23 protein-coding genes, 2 tRNA genes, 2 pseudogenes and 1 riboswitch are annotated in these 24842 nt (G+C 70.9%); of the genes and pseudogenes, 8 read left to right on the forward strand and 19 right to left on the reverse strand.

The window, feature by feature from the left end:
- Positions 1 to 68: 68 nt before the first annotated feature.
- Positions 69 to 2177: an asparagine synthase-related protein gene (locus ACFRMN_RS26740; protein WP_383023657.1), complete on the reverse strand. Its 2109-nt coding sequence runs from the start codon at positions 2175 to 2177 to the stop codon at positions 69 to 71.
- 582 nt (positions 2178 to 2759) lie between these two features.
- On the opposite strand from ACFRMN_RS26740, the gene ACFRMN_RS26745 reads away from it, so the two are divergent.
- The 4 genes from ACFRMN_RS26745 to ACFRMN_RS26760 all read left to right on the forward strand — a co-directional run bounded on the left by ACFRMN_RS26745 (position 2760) and on the right by ACFRMN_RS26760 (position 8135).
- Entirely contained in the window at positions 2760 to 4241 is a 1482-nt protein-coding gene (locus ACFRMN_RS26745) for an MFS transporter (protein WP_383023660.1), read from the forward strand.
- Between the two features lie 290 nt (positions 4242 to 4531).
- Positions 4532 to 5755 carry an L-2-hydroxyglutarate oxidase gene (gene lhgO, locus ACFRMN_RS26750; RefSeq protein WP_383023662.1) on the forward strand — a complete coding sequence of 408 codons (1224 nt, stop codon included), beginning with the start codon at positions 4532 to 4534 and terminating at the stop codon, positions 5753 to 5755.
- 87 nt (positions 5756 to 5842) lie between these two features.
- The gene (gene trmB / locus ACFRMN_RS26755; RefSeq protein WP_383023914.1) at positions 5843 to 6694 is read left to right on the forward strand and encodes a tRNA (guanosine(46)-N7)-methyltransferase TrmB; all 852 of its coding nucleotides are present in this window, start codon (positions 5843 to 5845) and stop codon (positions 6692 to 6694) included.
- Between the two features lie 100 nt (positions 6695 to 6794).
- Positions 6795 to 8135 (forward strand): PrsW family intramembrane metalloprotease, encoded by a 1341-nt coding sequence (locus ACFRMN_RS26760; RefSeq protein ID WP_383023665.1) that lies wholly within the window; start codon positions 6795 to 6797, stop codon positions 8133 to 8135.
- A 66-nt stretch (positions 8136 to 8201) separates the two neighbouring features.
- Here the strand turns inward: ACFRMN_RS26760 and ACFRMN_RS26765 are convergent, their stop codons facing one another.
- The 6 genes from ACFRMN_RS26765 to ACFRMN_RS26790 all read right to left on the reverse strand — a co-directional run bounded on the left by ACFRMN_RS26765 (position 8202) and on the right by ACFRMN_RS26790 (position 13479).
- Positions 8202 to 9146: an aldo/keto reductase gene (locus ACFRMN_RS26765; protein ID WP_383023668.1), complete on the reverse strand. Its 945-nt coding sequence runs from the start codon at positions 9144 to 9146 to the stop codon at positions 8202 to 8204.
- A 124-nt stretch (positions 9147 to 9270) separates the two neighbouring features.
- Positions 9271 to 10296 (reverse strand): M23 family metallopeptidase, encoded by a 1026-nt coding sequence (locus ACFRMN_RS26770; RefSeq protein WP_383023671.1) that lies wholly within the window; start codon positions 10294 to 10296, stop codon positions 9271 to 9273.
- A gap of 11 nt (positions 10297 to 10307) precedes the next feature.
- A riboswitch (cyclic di-AMP (ydaO/yuaA leader) is annotated at positions 10308 to 10461 on the reverse strand.
- 294 nt (positions 10462 to 10755) lie between these two features.
- Positions 10756 to 11982, reverse strand: coding sequence for a PP2C family protein-serine/threonine phosphatase (locus tag ACFRMN_RS26775; protein ID WP_383023916.1), 1227 nt, complete (start codon positions 11980 to 11982; stop codon positions 10756 to 10758).
- A 196-nt stretch (positions 11983 to 12178) separates the two neighbouring features.
- On the reverse strand, positions 12179 to 12925 hold the full coding sequence (locus ACFRMN_RS26780; protein ID WP_383023674.1) for a MerR family transcriptional regulator: 747 nt from the start codon (positions 12923 to 12925) through the stop codon (positions 12179 to 12181).
- A 209-nt stretch (positions 12926 to 13134) separates the two neighbouring features.
- Positions 13135 to 13208 (reverse strand) — tRNA-Met (locus ACFRMN_RS26785).
- A 61-nt stretch (positions 13209 to 13269) separates the two neighbouring features.
- Positions 13270 to 13479 carry a hypothetical protein gene (locus ACFRMN_RS26790; RefSeq protein WP_030350053.1) on the reverse strand — a complete coding sequence of 70 codons (210 nt, stop codon included), beginning with the start codon at positions 13477 to 13479 and terminating at the stop codon, positions 13270 to 13272.
- Positions 13480 to 13544: 65 nt separating this feature from the next.
- On the opposite strand from ACFRMN_RS26790, the gene ACFRMN_RS26795 reads away from it, so the two are divergent.
- Positions 13545 to 14246: an HAD family hydrolase gene (locus ACFRMN_RS26795; protein WP_383023918.1), complete on the forward strand. Its 702-nt coding sequence runs from the start codon at positions 13545 to 13547 to the stop codon at positions 14244 to 14246.
- 98 nt (positions 14247 to 14344) lie between these two features.
- On the opposite strand, the gene ACFRMN_RS26800 is transcribed toward ACFRMN_RS26795, so the two are convergent.
- Positions 14345 to 14557, reverse strand: a complete 213-nt coding sequence (locus tag ACFRMN_RS26800) for a hypothetical protein (RefSeq protein WP_249951663.1) — start codon at positions 14555 to 14557, stop codon at positions 14345 to 14347.
- A gap of 120 nt (positions 14558 to 14677) precedes the next feature.
- Positions 14678 to 16069: an aspartate aminotransferase family protein gene (locus tag ACFRMN_RS26805; RefSeq protein WP_383023677.1), complete on the reverse strand. Its 1392-nt coding sequence runs from the start codon at positions 16067 to 16069 to the stop codon at positions 14678 to 14680.
- A gap of 131 nt (positions 16070 to 16200) precedes the next feature.
- Between ACFRMN_RS26805 and ACFRMN_RS26810 the strand changes: the two are divergent.
- A pseudogene (locus ACFRMN_RS26810) lies at positions 16201 to 16575 on the forward strand (SDR family NAD(P)-dependent oxidoreductase); the annotation flags it as partial.
- A 151-nt stretch (positions 16576 to 16726) separates the two neighbouring features.
- On the opposite strand, the gene ACFRMN_RS26815 reads toward ACFRMN_RS26810, so the two are convergent.
- The 8 genes from ACFRMN_RS26815 to ACFRMN_RS26850 all read right to left on the reverse strand — a co-directional run bounded on the left by ACFRMN_RS26815 (position 16727) and on the right by ACFRMN_RS26850 (position 22864).
- Positions 16727 to 16981, reverse strand: a complete 255-nt coding sequence (locus ACFRMN_RS26815) for a hypothetical protein (RefSeq protein WP_383023922.1) — start codon at positions 16979 to 16981, stop codon at positions 16727 to 16729.
- 313 nt (positions 16982 to 17294) lie between these two features.
- Positions 17295 to 18368: a helix-turn-helix domain-containing protein gene (locus ACFRMN_RS26820; RefSeq protein WP_383023680.1), complete on the reverse strand. Its 1074-nt coding sequence runs from the start codon at positions 18366 to 18368 to the stop codon at positions 17295 to 17297.
- Positions 18369 to 19288: 920 nt separating this feature from the next.
- Positions 19289 to 20074 (reverse strand): phosphotransferase, encoded by a 786-nt coding sequence (locus ACFRMN_RS26825; protein WP_383023683.1) that lies wholly within the window; start codon positions 20072 to 20074, stop codon positions 19289 to 19291.
- A gap of 239 nt (positions 20075 to 20313) precedes the next feature.
- Positions 20314 to 20559: a hypothetical protein gene (locus ACFRMN_RS26830; RefSeq protein ID WP_383023685.1), complete on the reverse strand. Its 246-nt coding sequence runs from the start codon at positions 20557 to 20559 to the stop codon at positions 20314 to 20316.
- A gap of 111 nt (positions 20560 to 20670) precedes the next feature.
- Entirely contained in the window at positions 20671 to 20931 is a 261-nt protein-coding gene (locus ACFRMN_RS26835) for a hypothetical protein (RefSeq protein WP_383023689.1), read from the reverse strand.
- Between the two features lie 32 nt (positions 20932 to 20963).
- A complete protein-coding gene (locus ACFRMN_RS26840; RefSeq protein WP_383023691.1) occupies positions 20964 to 21155 on the reverse strand; it encodes a hypothetical protein in 192 nt (63 codons plus the stop codon).
- On the reverse strand, positions 21152 to 21556 hold the full coding sequence (locus tag ACFRMN_RS26845) for a hypothetical protein (RefSeq protein WP_383023695.1): 405 nt from the start codon (positions 21554 to 21556) through the stop codon (positions 21152 to 21154). The genes ACFRMN_RS26840 and ACFRMN_RS26845 overlap by 4 nt, the downstream gene beginning before the upstream one ends.
- A gap of 102 nt (positions 21557 to 21658) precedes the next feature.
- Positions 21659 to 22864 carry a helix-turn-helix domain-containing protein gene (locus ACFRMN_RS26850; protein WP_383023697.1) on the reverse strand — a complete coding sequence of 402 codons (1206 nt, stop codon included), beginning with the start codon at positions 22862 to 22864 and terminating at the stop codon, positions 21659 to 21661.
- A gap of 245 nt (positions 22865 to 23109) precedes the next feature.
- Between ACFRMN_RS26850 and ACFRMN_RS26855 the strand changes: the two genes are divergently transcribed.
- Positions 23110 to 23268 (forward strand): hypothetical protein, encoded by a 159-nt coding sequence (locus ACFRMN_RS26855; protein ID WP_383023700.1) that lies wholly within the window; start codon positions 23110 to 23112, stop codon positions 23266 to 23268.
- Here ACFRMN_RS26855 and ACFRMN_RS26860 read toward each other — a convergent pair.
- Positions 23265 to 23486 (reverse strand): annotated as a pseudogene (locus ACFRMN_RS26860) (NUDIX hydrolase); the annotation flags it as partial. The gene ACFRMN_RS26855 and the pseudogene ACFRMN_RS26860 sit on opposite strands and share 4 nt — an antisense overlap.
- A gap of 312 nt (positions 23487 to 23798) precedes the next feature.
- On the opposite strand from ACFRMN_RS26860, the gene ACFRMN_RS26865 reads away from it, so the two are divergent.
- Positions 23799 to 24350, forward strand: coding sequence for an SMI1/KNR4 family protein (locus ACFRMN_RS26865; protein WP_383023703.1), 552 nt, complete (start codon positions 23799 to 23801; stop codon positions 24348 to 24350).
- 149 nt (positions 24351 to 24499) lie between these two features.
- Here ACFRMN_RS26865 and ACFRMN_RS26870 read toward each other — a convergent pair.
- A tRNA-Lys gene (locus tag ACFRMN_RS26870) sits at positions 24500 to 24572 on the reverse strand.
- Positions 24573 to 24842: the final 270 nt, after the last annotated feature.

Consider the following 24842-nt stretch of genomic DNA (forward strand, 5'->3'; position numbering starts at 1 on the left):
CGTCGGCTCCACCGGAGCGGCGTCGGCTCTACCCGAGCGGCGTCGGCTCTACTGGTGCAGCGTCGGCTCTACTGGTGCAGCGTCGGACGCGGGACCACGCCGCCCGCCACCGCCCGCTGGCGCGGCGCCGCCGTGCCCGTCCAGCAGGTGCCGCGCCGGGCGAGCAGCCGCCGCAGCCACAGCTCCGTGGAGACGAGGTCCGCGATCCCGTCCAGGGGCACCGGCTCGCCCTCGGCCGCCGCGCGCAGCGCCTTGCGTACGACCCGGGCCTCCACCAGGCCCGCGTCGGCGAGCAGCGGTGCGTCGAAGAGATCGACCAGCTCGCCGATCGCCGCGCGCAGGCCCACGCGCGTCGCGGCGGCGGCACCGTCCCGGGACGTGGCGCCCCAGCCCGGCGGCAGCTCGTGGATACCGGCCCCGGCGAGGACCGTACGGAGCACATCCGCGCGGGCGCCCGGCTGCACCCGCAGCGCCTCGGGCAGATCGCGGCAGGCCCGTACCACCTGGTTGTCGAGGAACGGCGCGTGCAGCCGCTGGCTGCGGATCTCCGCGGCCTGTTCGAAGACACGGTGGTCGGCGGCGTGGCGGGCGAGCGCGGCGCGGGCGCGGGCCTCGCCCGGGCGCTGTACGGAGGTGGGCCGGGTCGACGCCGACATCAGGCGAACCGATACTTCGGCAAGCGCCTCCCCCGTCAGCCAGCGCGCGGCGGGGCCGGGCCGGGACCAGGTGAGGGCGGCCAGCGACGCCCCGAGCGGGCTGATCGCGGCGGCGGTCAGCACCCCTCTGTTGGCCTCGGGGAGCCGGGCGGCGGCCTCTTCGAGACCGGTGCGGTACGGCGTACGCGCCAGCCGACGGGCCGCCCGGTAGACGGTCAGCGGGATGAACAGCGAGGCGGGCGACGGGCCCTCGGCCTTGGCGAGCGCGCTGACCGGATGCAGCAGATGGCGTCTGCGCCGGTCGAGCAGCAGATCGGCCAGGCGCGCCGGATGCGCGTCAAGCACCTCGCGGGCGCCGACGCCGGTGAAGTGGTCGGCGCTGCCCGCGGCGAGTCTGCGCCTGTGCCGCTCGGCGGTGATGAGGGACGGCCCCGGTTCGTCGGTGAGCGGGCCCTCCAACTCGGCGTAGGGCAGGGCCTCTTCACCGCCCGGGACGACGACATGGTGCAGCCGGGGGTTGGCGGCGATGGCGCGGGCCCGTTCCAGTTCGGCCTCGTCGCGGGCGCCGGTGGACAGATCGTTGAAGGTGACGGCGAGCAGCCGCTCCCCCGCGCCGGTGCCGTGCCCCAGGATCGTGCCCGGCGCCCCGGGCAGCCCGGCGGCGAGCAGCGCCAGGGTGCCGGAGGCGCTGCCGCCGGACAGATCGGCGCCGATGCCGGGAACGGGCCCGCCCCGGGCGGCGCGCCGGTCGGCGGGCCCCATGCCGGGCACAGGACCCGGGTCGGGCGGCAGGGTCTCGGGGGCGTGGCGCGGCGCGAGCAGCCTGGCGCGTACCGCTTCGATGAGCGCGTCCCGTACGCCCTCGACGGCGCGGTCGGGATCACGCTGGGGTCCGGCGACGGCGAGGGAGGCGACCGGCTCGTATCCGGTGATCTCGCGCGAGCCCTCGCGCAGGACGAGCGCGTGCCCCGGCGGGATGCGTTTGACGCCGTCGTACGGGGTGGTGTCGCGCAGCGCCTCCGGGGTCTCTGGGCAGGCGAGGAGCGCGGCCAGATGCCCGATGTCCAGCTGCGCCTCGATGAGATCGGCGAGCGGCAGGGCGGCGGTGGCGTACGCCGTGCCGTTCGCCCACGGCGTGTAGAAGACGGGCCGCGCCCCGGCCAGATCGCCGGCGACGGTGATGCGGCGGCCGATCTGGGCGACGGCCGTGTAACTGCCCGGCCAGGCGGTGAGATGGCGCAGCGCGCCGCCGCGCGCGGCGAACAGCCCGACCCGCAGCTCCTCGTCGGTGGCCCCGCAGCAGCCGAGCACGGCGAGCCGGGTGAAGGGATCGACGGTGACGACCCTGATCTCGTCCGGCCGCCAGTCGCCCACCGCCCACAGCGGATCCGGGTCGCCCCACAGGAGCTGGGATCCGACGGGATGCACGCTGCCGCCCTCGGAGCCGTCACCGACCGGGCCGACGGCTCCCGCCGTACCGAAACGCGCGGCGATACTGCTCCATCCCACCAACCAGCGCATCGCCGCCTCCACAGCCTGTGGACAAGTCCAGACCAAGCTGGAAACGCTTGAGCTGAAGCCGTTCGGGAACATGCTGCCATGACAACAGCGCACAGGAGGGCCTACGGAAGCGCGGGGGGGAATGCGAATGCGCCCCTGGCATTGGCCATTTGGCGGAGATATGGCCCTCCGCGGACAGACAGCATTCAGCCAATCTCCGGGCCCGGCACGTCAGTTCAGCACCGGTATACGTTCAGTCCGGGAGGCGTGTCCCGCCTCCCGGACTGATCCACCGCCCGCGGGGATTGGGGCGGCGGGATCCCCCAGCCCACTGGTTCCAGTACGCAGTGGGCCGACCCACGCAGGTCTCATGGAAGCGCTCCCGCTCCGCCGGGGCCAAGAGCGCACGGCCGGGCGCGCGCTGCACAGCCGGAGCACGGCGCGCCGCTCGGGGACCCGCGGCGTGATCACCGCACGGACAACAATCCCGCCATCCGGAACTCCGCCCCTTAACGGTCGGGATGTGGCGAACTACGCTGGGTTTACGAATGCCGCGCGCCTATGCCGCGAAGCGGCGGGCGTCTGTGTGCCGAGGGGTGACGCATGTCCAGGGAGCTACGCGGGCCGAACGAAAAGCTCGGAACCGTTCTCGCCCTCGCGGGAATCAGCAACGCCGGCCTGGCCCGGCGGGTCAACGACCTCGGGGCGCAACGCGGCCTGACCCTCCGCTACGACAAGACCTCCGTGGCGCGCTGGGTGTCGAAGGGGATGGTCCCGCAGGGCGCGGCGCCCCATCTCATCGCCGCCGCCATCGGAGCGAAGCTGGGACGTCCCGTCCCACTCCATGAGATCGGTCTCGCGGACGCGGATCCGGCCCCCGAGGTCGGGCTCGCCTTCCCGCGCGATGTGGGCGAGGCGGTGCGCGCGGCGACGGAGCTGTACCGGCTGGACCTCGCGGGCCGCCGGGCGGGCAGCGGCGGCATCTGGCAGTCGCTGGCCGGATCCTTCGCAGTGAGCGCTTACGCCACACCCGCTTCCCGGTGGCTGATAACCCCCGCCGACTCCTCGGTCGCCCGGGACGCGGCGGTCGCGGAGGCGGCGCAGGGAGCGCATGGCGGGAGCGGGGGGGCCGTCGATGCCTCCGGACCGGGCGGCGAGGTCCCGCCGCTGCGCGTGGGCCACAGCGATGTGGCCAAGCTGCGGGAGGCGGCCTCGGACGCCCGGCGCTGGGACTCCAAGTACGGCGGCGGGGACTGGCGTTCCTCGATGGTGCCCGAGTGTCTGCGGGTCGACGCGGCGCCGCTGCTCCTCGGCGCGTACAGCGACGAGGTGGGCAGGGGGCTCTTCGGCGCCACCGCCGAACTGACCAGGCTGGCCGGCTGGATGGCCTTCGACACCGGCCAGCAGGAGGCCGCGCAGCGCTACTACATCCAGGCGCTGCGGCTGGCCCGCGCCGCCGCCGACGTACCGCTCGGCGGCTATGTGCTGGCCTCCATGTCGCTCCAGGCGACCTATCGTGGCTTCGCGGACGAGGGCGTGGATCTCGCCCAGGCGGCGCTGGAGCGCAATCGCGGTCTCGCCACCGCCCGCACGATGAGCTTCTTCCGGCTGGTGGAGGCCCGCGCACACGCGAAGGCGGGCGACGCGGTGGCGGCCGGGGCCGCGCTGAAGGCGGCCGAGGGCTGGCTGGAGCGCTCCCGGGAGGGCGACGCCGATCCGTCGTGGCTGGGTTTCTACTCGTACGACCGGTTCGCGGCCGACGCCGCCGAGTGCTACCGCGATCTGAAGGCGCCGCGCCAGGTACGGCAGTTCACGGAGCAGGCGCTGTCCCGGCCGACGGAGGAGTTCGTACGCTCGCACGGACTGCGCCTGGTGGTGAGCGCCGTCGCCGAACTGGAGTCGGGCAATCTGGACGCGGCCTGCGCGGCGGGTACCCGCGCCGTGGAGGTGGCGGGCCGGATCTCCTCCGCTCGTACGACGGAGTACGTACGGGATCTGCTGCACCGCCTGGAGCCGTACGGGGACGAGCCGCGGGTGGTGGAGCTGCGGGAGCGCGCGCGGCCCCTGCTGGTGGCGCCCGCCTGATCCGGGGTGCCCGCCCGATCCCCGGCATCCGCCTGATCCGGGGTGCCCGCCCGATCCCCGGCATCCGCCTGATCCGGGGTGCCCGCCCGATCCCCGGCACCCGCCTGATCCGGGGTGCCCGCCCGATCCCCGGCACCCGCCTGATCCGGGGTGCCCGCCCGATCCCCGGCACCCGGCCGGAACCTGTCCGTGAGACATGGCGCACATGTCCACCGGTCAACGGTTCGAGCGGGGTGGTTTAAGCACGTCGCCCGCGGGCCAGTGCACTATCGGGGTGGGAGGTGGCGCGCATGAACGGACGCGGACGCGTGGGATTCGACTGCGAAGTGCTGGTGATCGGCGGCGGGATCGTCGGTCTCTCGACGGCGTACGCGATCACGCGCGCCGCTCCGGGCACCAGGGTCGTCGTGCTGGAGAAGGAGCCGGGCCCCGCCCGCCACCAGACGGGCCACAACAGCGGGGTGATCCACAGCGGCGTCTACTACCGCCCCGGCTCGCTCAAGGCGCGGTACGCGGTGCGCGGCTCCGCCGAGATGGTCAAGTTCTGTGCGGAGTACGGCATCGCGCACGAGGTCACGGGCAAGCTGATCGTCGCCACGCGGCGCGCCGAGCTGCCCCGGCTGCACGCCCTGGTCCAGCGCGGCAGGGAGAACGGCATTCCGGTGCGGGAGCTGGGCCCGGCGCAGATCACGGAGTACGAGCCCCAGGTGCGCGGCCTCGCGGCGATCCAGGTCGGTACGACCGGGGTGTGCGACTTCGTGGCGGTCGCCGAGCAGCTGGCCGAGTCGGCGGAAGCGGCGGGCGCGTCCGTACGGTACGGATCCGAGGTCACGGCGATCGACCGGCGCCCCTGGGGCATCGCGGTCCGTACGGCCTCCGGGGCGGTGGTCAGGGCGCGGGCCCTGGTGAACTGCGCGGGGCTCCAGTGCGACCAGGTGGCGCGGCTGGCGGGCGACGACCCGGGGATGCGGATCGTGCCGTTCCGGGGTGAGTACTACGAGCTGGCCAGGCCGGATCTCGTACGGGGGCTGGTCTATCCGGTGCCCGACCCGGCGTTCCCGTTCCTGGGCGTGCATCTGACCCGCTCCATCGACGGCGGTGTCCATGTCGGGCCGAACGCGGTCCCGGCGTTGGCCCGCGAGGGCTACACCTGGTCGGACGTACACCCCGGCGAGCTGGCGTCCACCCTCAGCTGGCCCGGTTCATGGCGCACGGCCCGCAAGCACTGGCGGTACGGTGCCGGTGAGCTGCACCGTTCGCTCTCCAAGCGCGCCTTCGCGACGGCCGTACGGCGACTGCTCCCGGCGGTCACCGACGCGGACCTGCGCCCGGCGGCGGCCGGGGTACGGGCCCAGGCGGTGCTGCGGGACGGCACGCTGGCGGACGACTTCCTGATCCGGCGGACCCCGCGCACAGTGCATGTCCTGAACGCCCCGTCCCCGGCGGCGACCGCCTCGCTGCCCATCGGGCGGGAGGTCGCGCGGCGGGCGCTGGCGATGCTGGCGGAGGACTGAGCCCCGGAGGACTGAACCTCGGACTCCCCGGGCCTCGGACTCCCGGGCCTCCGTAGAATCGGAGGCACTGTGAGCGAGACGAACGAGATGGCCGAGAACCGCACCATGAGCCGGATGTTTCCCGAGGGCACGGGCCCCGCGGCCGACCCCGCCGGGTCCCACTTCGAGCGGCGCATCCGCAGCTTCCAGCCACGCCGGAGCCGGGTCACCACCGGCCAGGCCGAGGCGCTGCGGCGGATGTGGGCCGAATGGGGCACGGACATCGACGGGCAGCGGATTCTTGACCCGGACGAGATGTTCGACGGGCTTCCGGTCGTCCTGGAGATCGGTTTCGGGATGGGCGAGGCGACGGCGCGCATGGCCGCCGACGACCCGGGCACCGGCATCCTCGCCGTCGATGTGCACACCCCCGGCCAGGGAAATCTGCTCCGGCTCGCGGAGGAGAACGGTCTGACCAACATCCGGGTGGCCAACGGCGACGCGATCATCCTGCTCAGGGAGATGCTGCCGGCCGAATCGCTCGCCGGGCTGCGGATCTACTTCCCCGACCCCTGGCCCAAGAAGCGGCATCACAAGCGGCGGCTGATCCAGCGGGAGTTCCTTACGCTCGCCGCGGGCCGGCTGAAGCCCGGGGCCGTACTGCACTGCGCGACCGACTGGGAGCCGTACGCGGAGCAGATGCTGGCGGAGCTGACCGCCCACCCGGGCTTCGAGAACACCCAGCGGGACGGCGGTTACGCGCCACGGCCGGCCTTCCGTCCGCTGACCCGGTTCGAGGGGCAGGGGCTCGACAAGGGCCATGTCGTGCATGACCTGCTGTTCCGTCGCGTACCGGAGTTCCACGCACCGGAACACCGCGTCTCGGAACGCCGCGCACCGGAACACCGCGCACCGGAACGCCAGGTGCCTGAGCGCCCTTCCGTGACCGGGCCCGCGTAACCGACCCGCGTAACCGACCCGCGTAACCCGGGGTACGTAACCCGAGGTAGTGGCCCGGGCGCCATCGCCAGGTGTCAGTGCCCCTCGTTAGGGTCGTTGGGTGTCAGAACCGTCCCCGCAGCCGCCCGGTCCGCGTCCGGCGATCCCCGTCTACGAGCGTCAGCAGCAGCTCGGCGAGCTGTGGGCCGCCGTGCCGGAGCCCGCCCGCAGGCGCTACCGGCCGCGCCGCGCTTTCTGGCGCCGCCGCGCGGTGCGCGTGGGGGCCGTGATCCTGGTGCTCGCCCTCTGCGCTCTGGTGATCCTCGCGCTCGTCCGGGACGAGACCGGCACAGAGGGCTTTCTGGTGGGCCTCGGGCTGGCCGTCCTGCCCGTACCGCTGCTCATCACGGCCTTCCGCTGGCTGGACCGGGTCGAGCCGGGCCCCTGGCCGAATCTGCTCTTCGCCCTGGCGTGGGGCGCCTTCGCCGCCGCCCTCGTCGCGATCATCGCGAACTCGTTCGCGACCGAATGGATAGCCACCGCCACCGCCGACCCGGCGGGCGCGGAATCCCTCGGTGCCACGGTGATAGCCCCCGTCGTGGAGGAGAGCGCCAAGGCCGCGGCGGTCCTGCTGATCTTCCTCTTCCGCAGGAGGGCCTTCACCGGGCTCGTCGACGGCGTCGTGATCGCGGGGTTCAGCGCCACCGGCTTCGCCTTCACCGAGAACATCCTCTATCTGGGCAGCGCCTTCGGTGAGGACCAGAACCTGGGCAACTCCGGCCTGGCCTCCGTCACGGCCGCGACCTTCTTCGTACGGGTCGTCATGTCACCGTTCGCCCATCCGCTCTTCACCGTGCTCACCGGCATCGGCTTCGGTCTGGCGGCGATGGCGGCCCGCCGCCGGAGGATCCGCAGATTCGCCCTGCCCCTGCTCGGTCTGGCCCTGGCGATGGGCCTGCACGCGCTGTGGAACGGATCGGGGGCGCTCTTCGGCCCGTACGGCTTCTATGTGGTGTACGGGGTGTTCATGGTTCCCGTCTTCGCCCTGCTGACCTGGCTGGTGATCTGGAGCCGCCAGCGCGAGCTGCGCACGGTCGGGTCCGAGCTGCCCGCGTACGCCGCGGCCGGCTGGCTGACCCCGGCCGCGCCCCTCGCGCTCTCCTCCATGCGGGCGCGCACGATGGCGCGTGACTTCGCGGGCCGTACGTACGGCCCGCGGGCGGCCAGGTCGGTCGGGGAGTACGAGGCGTTCGCGACGTCCCTGGCGTTTCTGCGCCACCGGGCCCACCGCGGCGCGGTGGGCCCGGACTTCATCGAGCGCGAGCAGGAGCTGCTGCACCATCTGTGGCAGCGCAGGGAGATAGCCGGGCCCGCGCTGACCTATGCGGCGCGGGCCACGGGCAGGGTACGGGTGCCGCCGCCGTCCATCGACTACGACGGCTACAACCCGTACCGCCAATGACGAACCTGACGGACCTGACGGACCTGACGGACGAGGGATGACCGACCAGTCCGACGAGCCGCGGCTTCAGGCCGATGCCGCCGTGAGCTCCGCCAGTTCCTCCGCCGTCAGCTCAAGGCCGACCGTAGCCAGCAGCGCGGGCAGTTGCTCGGTCGTACGCGCGGACGCGAGCGGCGCGACCACGGTCGGCTGCGCCGCCAGCCAGGCCAGCGCGACGGTCGCGACCTCGGCGCCCCGCGCCCCGGCGATCCGGTCCAGCGCGGTCAGGACTTCGGCGCCCCGCTCCGACGCCAGATATTCGGCCGCCTTGCCGGCCCGGGGACTGTCGACCTCGGTCCCCGGACGGTACTTGCCGGTGAGGAAGCCCGACGCCAGCGCGGCGTACGGCACGGCCGAGAGCCCGTGCCGGAGCACGGTGTCCCGGAGCTCGCCCTCGTAGGTGTCCCGGGAGACCAGGTTGTAGTGCGGCTGGAGCGCCACATAGCGGGCCAGCCCCTCGCGCTCCGAGAAGGCGAGCGAGGCGGCCAGCCGCTCCGCGCTGATGTTGGAGGCGCCGAGCGCGCGGACCTTGCCCGCCCGCACCAGCTGGTCGAGGGCGGTCATGATCTCCTCGACCGGCACCTCGGGGTCGTCGAAGTGCGTGTAGTAGAGGTCGACGTAGTCCGTACGGAGCCGGCGCAGCGACTCCTCGGCCCCGGCCTTGATGGTGGCCGCCCTGAGCCCCTTGTACCGCGGGTGCGCGCCCACCTTGGTCGCGACCAGCACGTCGGAGCGATTGCCACGCGACGCGATCCAGTCGCCGATGACGGTCTCGGACTCACCGCCCTCGTTGCCGGGGGCCCACGAGGAGTACATGTCGGCGGTGTCGATGAAGTTCCCGCCCGCGGCGGCGTACGCGTCGAGGACGGCGAAGGAGGCCGTCTCGTCGGCGGTCCAGCCGAAGACATTGCCGCCGAGGGCGAGCGGGAAGACGTGCAGATCGGAGGAGCCCAGTGGGCGCAGAGCGGTCATAGGGAGATGCAACCCCTGAGGGGGGCGTCCCAACCCGCTCCGCGCCCGTATGTGGGCCTTATGGGGGAATACCCCGGGGGGAATACCCAGAGGGATTACCCAGGGGAATGCCCGCGGGGAAGCCCTACGGGTTGAGGCCCTTGCCGCGCAGCCAGCTCATCGGGTCCAGGCCCGTGCCGCCCGCCGTGTGGACTTCGAGGTGCAGATGGGCGCCGGTCACATTGCCGGTCGCGCCGACCCTGCCGATGACCTCGCCGGTGGTGACCTTCTGCCCGGCGCTGACGGAGATGGAGGACTGGTGGGCGTACCAGATCTCCGTGCCGTCATCGAGCTCCAGGACCGTGCGGTATCCGTACGAGCCCGACCAGCCGGCCGACTTGATCGTGCCGCTGTGCACGGCCTTGAGCGGGGTGCCCGTCGGCGCGGCGAAGTCCAGGCCGGTGTGCTGGCCGGAGGACCACAGGGAGCCGGCCTGACCGAAGGTCGAGGTGATCGTGTACGAGGAGGTGGGGATCGCGTAGCTGGCGGCCAGCTTGGCCAGCCGCTCCTTCTCCGCCTTGGCCCTGGCCTCCGCCTCTGCCTTCTTCTTCGCCTCTTCGATCTTCTTCTCGGCCTCGGTCTGCTGCTTCTTGGCCTCGGCCGCGGCCTGCTCGGCCGCCGCGGACTCCGCGGCGGCCTTCCGCGCCGCCTCGGCGCCGGTCTGCTGTGCCTCGGCCTGCTGGAGGATTCGGGCGCGCAGCGCCTCTCCCGCGTCGGTGGCGCCCTGCTCGGTGTCGGCGGCCGTGAGCCCGGCGGTGGTGAGCGGGGCGGCGAGGACTTCGGAGTCGGAGTCGTCCGAGGCGAGGGAGCCCATTCCCGGCAGGGACTTGGCGTCCGGGAGATTGTCCGTGATCGCGTCGGGCAGGGATATGGAGACCGCGGGCTTGTCCTGCGCGGTGGCGATGCCGCCCGCGCCGACGGCGGCGATGACGCCGACGCCGAGGACGGTGGAGCTACGGGCCAGTCCGCGCTGCTTGGCGACGCGGTGCCGGCCGCGTACGGGCCGTATGGACTCCTCGGTGGGATTCCATTCCCCCCATGCCCTGTCCGGCTCGCTGCCGAGGGAGTGCGTTTCGAAGACGGCTTCGGGGGCAGGCTTGTTGGACGCCACTGAGGCGTGCTCCTTTCCTTCCTTCTCGCCTACCGGGTTAGCTGACGGGTTCGGAGCAGGAAGGTCTCCTACGGGCGCTCCTGCCGCACAGGGCAGCAAAAGACACCCGATTCACCCCAATTGGTGGTTCCCCGGTTCCCTCGCGGGATTCGGCGCGTGCGCACGGCGCCATCTCTTACGACGGCTGGGACGACCGCGCTGCGTTATCGAACGTTAATAGAGACCCGGCCCATATTCCAAGCTGTTCCGGGTGATCATTAACGACTTCGCATCGGACGTACCGGGACGTAGCGGAACGCAATCGGGCGAGTTGACAGCCCGTCAGGGAAGTCGGCATTTCTGACGGTGTGTCAAATGTTATGCGGAGGGATACCTCTCGATTACCTACAGTGGCGAGAGCTCCCGCCGGCCCCGCGCCGGGCGATGAGGGTGACGACTCCGACGGCGATCGCGGCCGTCTCACGGCACCAGGGGCATGGTCCTGCGCCGCTCCGGTTCGCCCTCCGAGGGCCGGCTGACCGCCAGCAGCGCCATGTCGTCCTGGCTCCCGCCGCCCGTGTGCCGCCGTACGTCGTCGATGAGCGCCTGAAGTATCTCGTCGGGCCCCTGGAAGACCCGCCCGTCGAGCCGGTCGCGCGGGACGTAGAAGACCCCGTGGGCATCGCGCGCCTCGGTGAGCCCGTCCGTGTAGAAGAGCAGCGTCGCGCCTTCCGGATACAGGGCCTGCTCGGCGCGGTCCGGCCACGCGCCCAGTTCGCTCATCCCGAGCGGCAGCGCGTGGTCGCTCGGGGCGAGCATCCGCACCTCACCGTCGCCGCACATCAGCAGCGGCTCGGGATGGCCGCGGTTGAGCAGCCGCACCACTCCCTCGTCGTGCGGGATCTCGGCGAGTACGGCGGTGGTGAACCCCTCGAAGATGTCGAGCCCGTCCCGCCGCGTCCCCTCACGTCTGAGCGCGCGCTCCAGCCGCTGCGCGACTCCCTCCAGCGAACTCTCCTGCTCGGCGGCCTCCCGGAATGACCCGATGACCACCGCCACCGCTTCGACCGCGTCAAGACCCTTCCCCCGTACGTCCCCGACCACCAGCCGCACCCCGTACGGCGTGTCCTGTACGGCGAAGAGGTCCCCGCCGATGAACGCGCCCTCCTGCGCCGCCTCGTACCGCGCGGCGATCCGCAGCCCCCCGATCCGCTCGGCGGGTCTGGGCAGCACCGCGCGCTGGGCGGTCTCGGCGATGATGCGGGCGGAGGCCAGCCGCTCGCCGCTGCGCCGTACGACGCCGTTGATGTACAGCGCCAGCAGGGAGACGACGACCACCGTCAGCACCTCGCTGATCGACTCCACCTGGAACTGGGTGTCCGCGTGGATGTGCAGCAGCACCTCGGAGACCAGCGAGGCCAGGGCGATGGTGAGCGTGCCGGCCAACGGGTAGAACGGGGCGGCGATCAGCGGAGCGGCGGCGAAGAGGGGGGACGCGGTGACACGCGTGGGGGTCACCAGGTCGAAGATCACCCCGGCGATGATCACCAGTACGGGCAGCACCCGTACCAGCCTGCGTCCGGTACGGCCACGTCCGCCCGGATACCGGCCGCCGCCGCGAGCGTTGTCGCCGGCCGCCCAGAAACCCCTTCCGTCAACAGCCCAGAGACCGGCGCCCTCGGCCGCCCGCCGGCCTCTTCCGCCGATGCCCTTTCCGAGCTTCCTCAGTCTCCACACCAGTGGTCTCCTGCCCGGTCCGCCGACTGCTGCGGACGGTGCCGCGCTCCACCAGGCTGGCCGCTGCCATCCCGGGCGGCGAATCGCCGTCGGCCGAGTGGGCTATGGCGAGCCGACCCGTCGGCCCGGCCGATGCTCCGGCGCACCGGCGAGCCGACGGACCCGATCAGTCGGTCAGGTGGCGCTCGGCGTACACCTTCATGGCGTCCCGCACGAGCACAGCCGTACCTTCACCGTACTGGTCATAGGTGGCGGCGAAGCGCGCGTCATCGACATACATCGCCGTCACGCCGATGACATACGACCTGGTGGGCTCGGCCGTGACGGACAGCCAGTCGCAGTGACGCCGGGCGACGGCCTGCGCCTCGTCGCTGTCCGCGGCGAGCCCCGCCGCGGCCACGCGTCCCCAGTCCCCGGCGATGCTCTCGTGCTGGTCCTTGAAGCCCTGCCGCTCCTCCTCGCTCAGCGACCGCCACCAGCGGTCGCTCTTCGCATAGGCGTCCCGGCCCCACCGCCGGGTCACCTCCTCCTCGTACCGCGTGTGATCGAAGCCGTCGAGTACGTCCTCGGCCATGAGTTCCTCTCCCGTCGCCGTCTTGTGGAGAGTGGTCCGCACCGAGGCGATCAGCCGACCGATGCGCTCGCGTTCCCGCTCAAGCAGCTTCAGATGGCCGCGCAGGGCCGCGGCCGTGTCCTGCTGGCCGTCGAGGACCCGCGCGATCTCGGGCAGCCCGAGGCCCAGCTCCCGCAGCAGCAGAATCCGCTGAAGCCGGACCAGGGCGTCCTGTCCGTAGTAGCGATAGCCATTGCTGCCCGTACGGCTGGGCTCAAGCAGCCCCAGCTCGCCGTAGTGCCTGAGCGTGCGGCTCGTCGTGCCCGCTTTCTTCGCGATTTCCTGGATCGACCACTCCATGACTTTCACGCTAGAACTTGACGTTACGTAAAGGTCAACCCCGGAAGCCGCACGCGGACGGAGAAGCACGCGGACGGAGGAGCACGCAGGCGGAGAAGCACGCGGGCGGACGGACGGGCAGATGAGCGGACACGACGAAGGCCCGGCGGGCGGGCGGACACGACGAAGGCCCGGATTCACCAGGAATCCGGGCCTTCGTTCTCTTCCAGTAGCGGGGACAGGATTTGAACCTGCGACCTCTGGGTTATGAGCCCAGCGAGCTACCGAGCTGCTCCACCCCGCGCCGTTGAATGCAACTCTACGCCATCCGGAGCAAGATCATCACCACTCGGCGCACGGACGGCCTACGCCGCCTCGACGACATCGGCGTGGACCGCGGCGGCCCACTCCACCAGAAGTCGCTGGTAGCGCTCCTGCTCGGCGGGCGGCAGCGCGCCACCGGCACGCGCCCACAGGGCACGGATCTCCGCGTTGACGACAGCGGCGGACCTGACAGCGCGTAACGAGTCGCCGTCACCGGAGGCGGGGGAAGAAGTGGACGAGGAAGCGAACATAGGAGCAAGGCTACGGCCAGCCACTGACAATCGGCAGAGCGTGTCCCCCTACGCTTACACCGGTGATTGAAACCATCGTGTTCGACGTCGGCGAGACCCTCGTCCGCGACGACCGCTACTGGGCGTCCTGGGCCGACTGGCTGGGCATTCCCCGACACACCATCTCGGCGCTCGTCGGCGCCGCCACCGTCCAGAACCGGGACAACGCCGACGCCCTCCGCCTCATCAAGCCCGGCATGGACGTCGGCGAGGCGTACCGCGCCCGGGAGGCCGCCGGCCGCGGCGACCATCTCGACGAGTCCGATCTCTATCCCGATGTACGGCCCGCCCTGGCGAGCCTCCGGGCCCTCGGCGTCCGCGTCGTCCTCGCGGGCAACCAGACCGTAAAGACGGGCGAGCTGCTGCGCGGCCTCGATCTGCCCGTCGATCTCATCGCCACCTCGGGCGAGTGGGGCGTCGAGAAACCGTCGCCGGAGTTCTTCGCGCGCGTCATCGAGGCGTCCGGGGCGTCACGGGACAGGACGGTGTACGTGGGCGACCATCCCGCGTACGACCTGTTCCCCGCCCGGGAGGCGGGTCTGCGCGCCGCGCATCTGCGGCGCGGGCCCTGGGGCTACCTGTGGGCGGACGACCCGGAAGTGATCGAGGCGGCGGACTGGCGGATCGACAACCTGACGCAGCTCGCCGCGATCGTGGCGGAGCAGAGGGAGCAGAAAGGGCAGAGGGAGCGAGCCGACCAGGTGGAACGGGCGGACCAACAGGGCTGACGGGGCGGGGTGCGGCGGGTGAGCCGGATGGGTGCGCATCGCACCACGCGGGTTCACGCCATGCCCGCTCACACCACACCGGCTCACGCCACGCCGGCTCACACCACGCTGTACTCGTGCGCGGGACCGCCCTGCCACTCCACCCAGGCCGGGTCGTCCAGCAGCTCCCAGGCGTCCGGCAGCCCCGCCAGTCGCAGGAATTCGATCAAGTGGTCGTCGGAGTGGGCGAGCCCCATGATCCGCCCACGGACCGTGACCCGCCGCCCGCCTGTCCCTGACGCCCGGTGGACGACGATCGGTGCATCACTCATAGGCCCAAGAGTGCGTCGATCTCGCCCCATCCGCAGCCTCTGGGACCCGCTTCTTTTCCGCACGGGCTGTCGGCTGGGTCACACCGGTCGTCACACCGGTCGTGCCGGTCTCCCGCGATCTCAGCGGAGGACGGCGAAGACCTCCTCGATCGCGGCGCAGGTCCGGTCCGTGTCGTCGTCCGTCACGGCGGCCGAGACGAACCAGCAGGCGAGTCCGTGCGCGTTGGTGTGGATCCCCCGGCGCAGCAGTTCGTGCCGGAAGGTGTCGTAGCGCCGGTGGTCGAGGCGGAGGGTGTCGCGGTAGTGCCGGGTGGGGGCACCGTCGGCCGAGAACACCACCTGGAACATCGCGCCGACCCCCTGCACCGCGCACGGCACCCGGTGGTCGGTGGCCGCCCGGCGCACGGCCTCCATGATCCGCTGCCCGGTGTCGTCGATCCTCTTGATGACGGCCGGGTCGGCGAGCGTGCTGAGCGTGACCAGCGCGGCCGTGGCGCAGAGCGGCGACGCGTTGTACGTACCGCCGTGCTTGACCCGGCCGGTCGCGAGCGCCGCCATCACCTCATGACGGCCGGCGAACGCGGCGATGGGCAGTCCGCCGCCCAGCGCCTTCGAATAGACGGCCAGATCGGGGACCACGTCGAAGAGCGCCTGCGCGCCGCCGGGGCCGGTACGGAAGCCGGTGCAGACCTCGTCGAAGATCAGGATGATCCCGCGCGCCGTGCACTCGTCGCGCAGCAGCCGCAGATAGCCGGGGGCGGGCATGGTGCAGGCGTTGTTGGCGACGACGGGTTCGCAGATGACGGCCGCGAGCCGGCCTCGGTGGGCGTCGAGTACGGCGCGCAGCGCGTCCGGGTCGTTCCAGGGGCAGACGACGACATCGCCGGTGACGCCCTCCGGGATCCCCGGGGAGTGCGGGACGGAGTGCGGGGTGGCGTACGGGCCCGCCGCCGCTTCGGGCGGCCGGTTGGAGATCGCGAGGGTGTCCGACCACCCGTGGTAGTGACCCTCGAACTTGAGGACCTTGGAGAGTCCGGTGTGGCCTCGGGCGACCCGTACCGCTCCCTGGACCGCCTCCGAGCCCGAGTTGGCGAACCGGACCAGATCGGCGCAGGGGACCATCGCGCGGATCAGCTCGGCGAGCTCGACCTCGGGCACATTGCAGGTGCCGAACATGGGGCCGTTGGCGAGGACTCCGGTCAGGGCGTCGGTGAGCGCGGGGTGTCCATGGCCGAGAATGGCGCTTCCGTACGCGGCGAGAAAGTCGATGTACTCGTTTCCGTCCACATCACGAATACGGGCCCCGGAGCCACCGTTTATATAGAGCGGGTAGGGGTGCGGACCGGTGGAAGTGAGCCTGGAGGAGGAACTGATACCGCCCGCGAGAGACTTCTTGGCGCGTTCGAACAAGGCGCTGCTCATGGCGGTTCCGCCGAGCGCCGGTACGGCCTGCGCCGCCGTTTCGGCCGCTACGCCTTTGGCCGCGACACCGGAGAAATTCTGCCGGGTCATATGTCACTCCTGTCCCGGGCGCCATCGCCCGCGTGGAACAACTCTTCGGCTTTCACGCAGCCTTGACCGGGATCGCGGACGGTGTCCAGACTCGCTGCGGAGATCCAGAATGCGGCGAAAGGAAGTCCGGCATGACTGAATCCGCTGAATTGGCTGAAAAGATCTCGGTCGTCACGGGCGCGGGCAGCGGTATCGGCCGCGCCTGCGCGCTGGGGCTGCTGGCGGACGGCTGGACGGTCGTCCTGGCCGGGCGGCGGAAAGACCCGCTCGTGGAGACGGCGACGCTGGCCGGAGCGGACGCGGCACGCGCGGTACCGGTGCCGGCGGACATCACGGACGGGGACTCTGTAGCGCGGCTGTTCGACGACGTGGCGAAGCGTTTCGGACGTATCGACCTGCTCTTCAACAACGCGGCGGACACCATGCCGTACACACCGACCGAGGACGTCCCTGTCGAGGACTGGCACCGCGTCATGGACTCCATCGCCACGGGAAGCTTCCTGTGCGCGCGGGCGGCGTACCGAATGATGAAGGACCAGACGCCGCGCGGGGGCCGGATCAACCGGTCTGGCAGTACGAGGCGTCGATCATGTAGCGGGGCCCGCCCGACGCGCCGGGGACCGTACGGCGGGCGTGGAACAGGGCGGAGCAGGGACATCAGCGGGGATGCACGGCCAGTTCGCCATGGGCCGCGAGCTCTATCTCGACCATGTCCGGCGCGCCGTATACGTCTGGTTCGAGCGCCGCGGCGATGGAACGCTTCCGCAGACCGCTGTCCACCCAGAGGTCGACTTCACGTTCCAAGGGCGTCAGCGAATCGGACGGAATGAATCCGGGAAGGACGAGATAGCCTCGCTCGTGGAATTGCTCCAGTACGCTCTCGTCGAGTTCCGGGGAAAGCTGTTCGCTCATGATGCGATGCCCCTCCTTTTCCGCTCTCCACGAATGGCCCGTTACGCATGACTTGGTACGCATGGCCGGGTACGCATGGCCGGGTACGCATGGCCGGGTACGAATGGCCCGGCGCCCGGATTCCTCCGGAGCAGCGCCCAAAGGTAGCCAACTATTCATCTCGACAGACGGGGCGTGCGAAACAATGGCCGAAGCGCGACGATATGGCGAGAAGTGAGCGAAGAAATGCGCGAATGAAAAGGGCCCTTCCGCAGTTCATTTTCGGCCGCGGCGGCGGCAACGACGCAGACTACGGAGGCATATGCCTGCCCGCTCACGCCTCGGCGAGCCGGATCGCGTACCGGATTCCTTGCAGTTCCCTCCTTGCCCGCGCCGACAGTTCCCGGTCGTCGAGCAGCGCCGGCAGACACGCGCTCAGCGCGCTTCCCGCCGGGCTCCCGGAACGCAGCAGACTCGGCCGGGCGGCCAGCAGCGCCCACAGGGTGTGGACATTGAGGTCGAAGAACCCGTGACGCGGCGTCAGCCCCCGTACGAGGTGGTGCATCAGCCTGTCGCCGGGCCAGCGGCCCGGCACACGGGCGGCGATGAAGTCGTCGGACAGCTGGATGTGCGGTGCCTCACCGATCCAGTACGCCCAGTAGTTCAGATTGGCGGCCTCGCTCGCGTCGTCGTCGACGAGGGCGCTCTCGATGAAGTGGCGCATCCGGTCCCGGTCGCCCTGCCGGGCGGCGACGGCCGCCACCGAGCGGGAGTTGAGCCAGCCCGACAGCCAGTCGTCGGGCCGTTCGGTGCGCTGCTGGCGGGCCAGCCAGCCGGGGGTGTCGGCCCGGTCGTCATAGCCGGCCAGATACAGGGCCTGGCGCCGCAGCAGGAAGCTCTCCTTCCCGCGGGCCCGCTCGGCGGTGCGCCGCATCTCCGAGAAGAACCGCCGACGGTTCGCGGCCCCCAGCTCGGGCCCCTGGGGCACCGGCCCCCGCCGGGGACGCGGCGGCTCGGGCAGCGCGCTGAAATACGTGGGAGCGACCCCGTTCAGGGGCCAGGCGAGCACCTCGACCAGATCCCGCCGCATGACGCACGCGCCCAGCGGGTTGGCCTCGTACGAGAAACCGCCGTCCAGCGCACCGGCGAGCAGGACGTCCGCCTCCATGGCGCGCTCCAGGGACAGCAGCAACGCGGGGACGGTGCCCAACCGCATCAGCCGGTGGCTGTACACGAACAACTGCCCGACGGGTACGGCGGTCAGCGCCCGCCGCCCCGACTCCCACCCGGCGACGGTGTCGGCCGACACCCGGAACTGCTCGGCCAGGGCGTCCTGGGTGAGCCCCAGTTGCTCACGGATGATCCGGAAGACATAACCGGACACGATCCCCGCACGGGCCCTCGGCACGCTTCTCCGACCGCCGGTCAGGGTGAACCGCGGAACGTTCGGCACGGGGCCCCCAATCGCACGCGGACCGCGGCGGGCTACCCGTACCCGTGGTCACTTCAAGCGGTGATCTCCGCTCCCTACTGTCATGAGCCCAGTAATGGACGGGCAACTCAGCGTAGTAGGAGAGGCGTCATGCTGATTGCCGTAGCGCCGCCCGGACCCGGTCGGCACGGCGCGGAAGCCACACCTACGGATGACGCGGCAACCCGAGCGACGACGGACGGACACGAAGTGGAAGCGGCCCAGTGACGCCGAAGGCACCCGCCTATACGGCACCGGCGTGCCGTATCGAGGAGCACGCGGAATGCCACGGCCCGGGTGAGACCCGGCTCCCCTGGCAGTCACGCACAGGACCGGCGATCGAGACGCTGCGCTGCGACTGCCCCTGCCACGCCACCCCCCAACGCCACTTGCACGCGGCCCCGGCCCCCAGACCGACCCGCGTCCCGGCGCCGACGTCGGCGCCGGACACATTCCTGAGCTGTGGTTGAGGCGGAGGCGCGGCGGGACCCCAGCCGGGGCGGGGGACCGACGCTACGGTTCGACTCCGCGGGACCGGCAACCGCCCAAATCCCCCTGGCCGGGCGGGACTGACGGGTTGATCGGCTGGCCGGTTGGCTGGCTGGCTTATCGAGCGATCCGGTGGGCATTGGGTCCAGCTACGGCAACAAGGCAGCCCCACCGACCACATGCCTCTGACACCATGGAGGCATGAGGACGAGCGATGGTCAAGCAACGGCAAAGCCCGTCTAACGCCGCAGGTCGGGAAGTGTGGTCCCCGCGCAGGCGGGGGTGCTCCGCGCGGGAGAGCCCCGGCAGCGCGGCCGGGGCTCTCATCAGATCACTGCGTGGTGGTGCCGGGGCAGGGGTAACACCCTTCAGGCCACGAGCTGCTGGAACCGCTTGTTGCTCGCTGCTGAACCGCGCGCGCCCACCACCGCCGACCACCGCCGGCATGTAGCCGACACCAGAGCCTCCACCGCCTTCGGGTCCGCACTGCGCCAGCTCGGGATCCTGCGGAGCCATGCCAGGGCCGACGCCGGAGCATGCCCGTACTCCATGAGACGGACTGCTGTGTAGGCGGCGTCCACCCATTCAGGGCCGACCGCTGGCATGGCCCAGTCGACGATGTACGCGGTTCCGCTGCTGATCATGATGTTGTGGGGGTTCGTGTCCGTGTGCAGGAGATGGGTGCCGCCGGCCAGCGCCTCGGCCTCGCCGGGCATCAGGTATCCGGTGAAGCGGTCGGCGAGCGGCGGGATGCAGATGTCGGGCGTCCGGAGGCGGTGCATGCGCCCGATCGTGAACGCCACCGCGTCCAGGTCCTTTGAGCCGGGGCTGAGGTCGGCGTTCCGGCCGTCCACGTAGACGAACAGGAGGCAGTACCAGCCACCGACTCGTACGGCATGGCGGATGGTCGGACTGATACCCCCCACGGTGTCGTTGAGGTGCTCCTCCCAGCGGAGAGCGGCGGCGCCGTCGAGGTCGGTGTCACGGACGCCCTTGAGGAAGAGCGGCCCGTTCCCACGGGTGGTGATGACTTGGGCGGTCGTGCAGTTCAGTCCCTGGGTGACCGAAGTTGAGGCGGTCACGGCGCCGGTCTTGTCCTCGATGGCGGCCCGGAGTCCGGCGGGGAGGTCATCCCACGGAACACGCTCGGTCATGGTGCCCTCTCGTCTGAGGAGGGGCACCGGGTCATACCCCGGCGCCCCCAGTAGCGGATCAGCCCTGCGTTTCGCCGCACTTACGGCAGCGCTGCTTGCCGCTCCACTCGGTCCACTCGTGATCGCATGAGCTGAGTGTGTGCCACATAGCGTTTCCCTTCGAGGATGTACTCGGTCGGATGAACGGAGGGCCCAGGGGGCCCTCACCCTGTCCGCCACCGGCAGCGGCGGGCAGGGGGTCAATGGGGGTGTCCGGCGGCCACGTACGGTCGGACCGGGTTCCGCAAGGCGTTGGCGCGCAGGCATATCAGGCCCTGCTCGCAGGCACGGCAGGCGTACAGCGGCACGTCGGCGTCGTCATGCCCGGGACCACCGGTGCTGACGATTTCTCCGATTCGGATGGTCTGGAGCCCGCGGCGGGGGCACATGAAGCAGTCGCCCATCACGGGGAAGGCAGGACCGTCGGGGCGGATACGGACGTTCACGGCCGGCCGCCTCGTGGCTCGGCCGGGCCGTAGTCGCCGCCGACGATGCCGACGTCGAGCACGGCCAGGAGCACGCGACGACGACGTACAGCAGCTGCCGGGTCCGCTCGCTCACCGTGCTCCCTCCCTCTGGCAGTCGCAGGGGCAAAGTTGGGGCTCCGCGAGCGTGATTCCGGTGACCAGGGCGCGCGCCACGCTCCGGCCGAGGCAGCGGTGCGGGGAGCTGAGGTCGAAGAGGTGCGCGGCCAGGCACGGCCCGCACGGCACAACGGCGCCCGCCGTCCGGGGGAGATCGTCCTCCGTGATGGGCGGGCCGTTCCACAGCAGGGTGAGGCCATGTTCGTCGCAGCGCGCGCCGTCCTCGTCTTCCATCGGGAAGTCGTGGCCACCGCCGGGGCACCGGGTCACCGTGCCTCCCGAGCGGCCTGGCGCAGTCGGGCGCCGGTCGGGCAGTCGCGCAGGGCGCCGCACTCTGCGCACTGCCCGACGTGATCGAGGGCATGGTCATACGGCGTCTGGACCTCCGGGGGGACAACGGGGGTGTCGCCGATCGTGTCGTCCAGCGAGGCAGCGTGGCCTTGTTCCTGGGGCCTCATGACGTCCCCCTCGATCCGGCGTGCGCGGCCAGGCGCTCGGCGCCGAATGCCCGCCGGTCGTCCTCGCCGAGGCAGGTGGCCGTGTAACCGCCGGCGGCGGCGACCTTGCGCTGATACTCGGGGCGCGCGTCGGTGCGGGTGAGGCGCTGCCAGGTATGGACGAGGCACAGGACCTCGCGACTGCCCCCGTGCAGCGCCATCGCGCCGCACAGGCCGTTGAACTGGCGCCGGTGCCCGTCGGTCAGGGCGGTGTCGCCGAGGTCGAGCCAGATGCCCGCGATCTCCCAGCCGTGCAGCGCCGCCCAGTTCCGGCATCCGTCGAGGCGTAAGTCGAGGGGTGCGCGGCGCTCTGTAGCGTGGCGGTCGTAGATGAACGCGAGCGGCGGTGGCGCGGTGGACATGGTCGGCTCCATGTGACGGCGAGTAAGGCTCCCGTCACATCGTCCCGACCGAGGAGGCGCGTAGTGTTCCCGTCTCGGGAACACTACGCAGGGTGCGCTGTGCTACATGCCCACCCATGCGGCCATTGATGAAAGCGAGTCAGAGGCCCGGCGTTGGCGCCGGACGAGTGTGCCGATCGTCTCGCGCATCAGCGGGTGGTACCTGGCTTGCTGCGGGGCTACCTTGCGTGCGTTGCGCAGCGCCTTGTGTGCGGCTTCCGCTCGGCCCATCTGGGCGTAGGCTCGCCCCATCTCCATGTAGTAGCGGCCCATGCGCATCTTTGGATGGCCTGCCGGGAAATGGAGCGTCTTGGCTTCTTTCATGGCGTCCCCGAGCTTGCCCAGTTCCACACGGGTCGCGACCTCGTAGTGCTTCACGTTGGTCTTACCGAATGACGCCCAGTACGCCTTGGGCACATCGTGGCCGATCTCGTCCGCGACCCGGTTGGCCAGTTCCAGGTAGCCCATGACGCTGTCCTCGTTCTTGGCCTGCGAAGCCGCGATGGCGGAGGCGAGATGGAGGCTTCCAGTGACAGCGAGCGCGTTCACTGATTGTCTGTCCTCGGCTTGCTCGACCAGGCTGTGGCCTCGTTCGATGATCCGCAGCGACATGCGGTTGTCGCCGCGGCGCAGGAGCATGCTGGACCGTTTGGCCAGGCGGACCGCGAGGAGCAGTGGGTCCTGTGCCTGTTCGGCCATCCATCCCATGCGTTCCAGCGCGATCGAGGCAAGGTGCTGGTACCCGAGGCGGTAAGAGAATTCGTAGCTCACCCAGTAAGCCCAGGCCAGGAATTCACTCGCGCGCCGCCGTTCCTCGCCGACAGGCAGCAGAGCTATGGCCGTGGTGAGTTCGCCGACGAGGCCGGGCAGCTTGGTTCCGACGTCCTTGTACTCCGTGGCGCAGGCTCCCGCGCACAGCGCCTCAACGTCCGCCTTGATCCTGGCAATGGGCCGTGGAGTGATGGCCGGGTCGGGCCCAAGGTCGTACAGGTCCAGAGCCTCGGACAACGGACTGATCAGCCGATCCAGATGGTCCTGCTGCATCTCTGATGTGTACGGCTGGCCGTAGAGAACGGCTACTTCGACCTGGAGCGCTCGGGCGAGGGCGGCGACTACGGTCGGCGTGGCCGGCGAGAGGCCGGCCTCCACCTTGGCCACAGTGCCGCGTGACAGGAACGCCCGCTGAGCGAGGGCCGTTTGAGTCATCTGACGGAGCTTCCGGTAGTCCGCGATCCGCGCGCCGGTGTGCTCCTCATTGCCCTGTGGCATGCTGAACTCCGTTCTGACCCAGACACTCAGAACGGTACGCCCGGTTGGCTCCGGGCGGCACGCCTCGGTCCCCGTGAACGGGGGCCGAGGCGTTCTGCGTCCTCGCCCCGAACGCACGAAAGCGCCCCTGCCCTCCCGTAGGCGAGCAGGGGCGTGGTGGTCGTCAGGCCCGTCGGGCTGTCGACCGCGGCCACTAAGGCGGTCACGGCGGCGAGTACTGCCCAGGCTGCCCAAAGCTGGATGCCGTGTGCCACAGTGCCGGGCTCGCCCTGGACCTCAGTGCGTCCCTCGATTCGCCCCGGGTCGCGGGCCACGTCCACGAGTTCCATCAGCGCCTCGCCCCCTACGCGCGCGAGACGCCGGTGATCGCGTTCGAGCGGCGCATGCGCGAAGCGCTCGGCTAATTCGTGGCGCTGGTGGCATCGTCCAGCAGGAGGTACAGCACCCGACCAGGCTGCCGCTGCTGACCCACCTCGCGACGGTCGATCATGCCGCGAATCTCCGACATCGGGATCCACTCGATGCGGTCCGACTCGTTCAGTTCCGTCGGCGGGCCCACATAGGTGGTCGCCTCGGCGCGGAAGACGTGATGCTCCGAGGCGGTGATGCCATTCGCCGGCTGCGACGCGGAGATGCGCCGGCGTCTGCTCGGCGGCTGCGGCTTGCTGCTCGTGGCCTCGTTTCTCGTGCCGGCGTGCTGCCGCCACGGTGAAGCGGATCGCGGCGACGAGCAGGTCGATCACCACGGCTCCGTCGGTGCTGGTATCGCTGCTGAGAAGTTGCCTGTCCGCCGAGCGCAGGGCGGCAGCCCGCTGCCCGACGCGGGCCTCACGGACGCGGTTGATGGACAGGGCGGGGGCGAGCTTGGAGCGGGCACGGCGGCGGTCTGCCGCACTGGCCCGAGTTGTCAGACCTGTCCGCGAGGATGCCCTCCATGGACAACTTCGACGATCTGCTCAGGCGGGTCGCGGCCGAGGCGGCACGGAGCGGGCGGCTCCAGCCACCAGTCGCTGCCGACTCATTGATGGAAGCCGAGCAGCGACTCGGGTTTCGGCTGCATCCGCTCCTCGCCGCGCTGTACCGCGAAGTGGGCAATGGCGGGTTCGGCCCTATGGATTCGTTGCTGTCCCTGACGCCTGCTCCTGCGTCAGACGACGAGGAGAGCGTCGTCGCGGGCTATCTCGACCGGATTCCACCTGCGGATGCGAACACCTGGTGGTCCTGGCCGAAGGGCGTCCTTCCGGTCCTGGACTGGGGGTGCGCCATGTTCGCGTGCGTCGACTGTCTGAGCGAGGACGGCACCGTGCTCCTCTTTGAACCGAACGCGATCACCGACCGGGACGTCTCCGGTGCATGGTTCGTGGACGCCGGCAGTCTCGCCGAGTGGCTTGAAAGCTGGCTGGCCGGACGGGGCTGGTACGAAGAGGGATCCAGTGACAAGGACTTCGCGATGCCCCTGTGGCCGGATGCCGCCTCGCGTCTGTAGCCGCTCCGCTTCCCTACGCCGCCGTAAGGGCACATCCGCTCACGCATCGCTCACGCACGGCGCCCCGAACGACGGAACGCCCCGACCGGTCGAACCCGGACGGGGCGCTCTGTAGCCGGTCAGAGGAGGTATCCCCTGCCTGCGGGCGGTAGGCCGTGTGGGACTCGAACCCACAACCAACGGATTAAAAGTCCGCTGCTCTGCCAATTGAGCTAACGGCCCTCGGCACAACACACACGAGCATAGCCCGCCCTCGGCCCTGCGCCGATCGGGTATCCCGTCGTGGGTATGTCGCACGTCGGCTCGGGGTGTCTGCGCGGTTCGCGGGGGAGGTGTCGGCAGGGTGGCCGGAGGCGGTTTCGTGGGCCGGGACGGACAGGGTGTCCGTAACCTCGGAGCCTCGGAGCCTCGGGCCCTCGGACGCGGGCAGGGCCCGTGCCCCACCTCGGGGGTGGGGCACGGGCCCTGGTAGTGCGTCAGGCCGGCCGGTGG

The sequence above is a fragment of the Streptomyces sp. NPDC056835 genome, assembly GCF_042789485.1.
GTDB lineage: Bacteria > Actinomycetota > Actinomycetes > Streptomycetales > Streptomycetaceae > Streptomyces.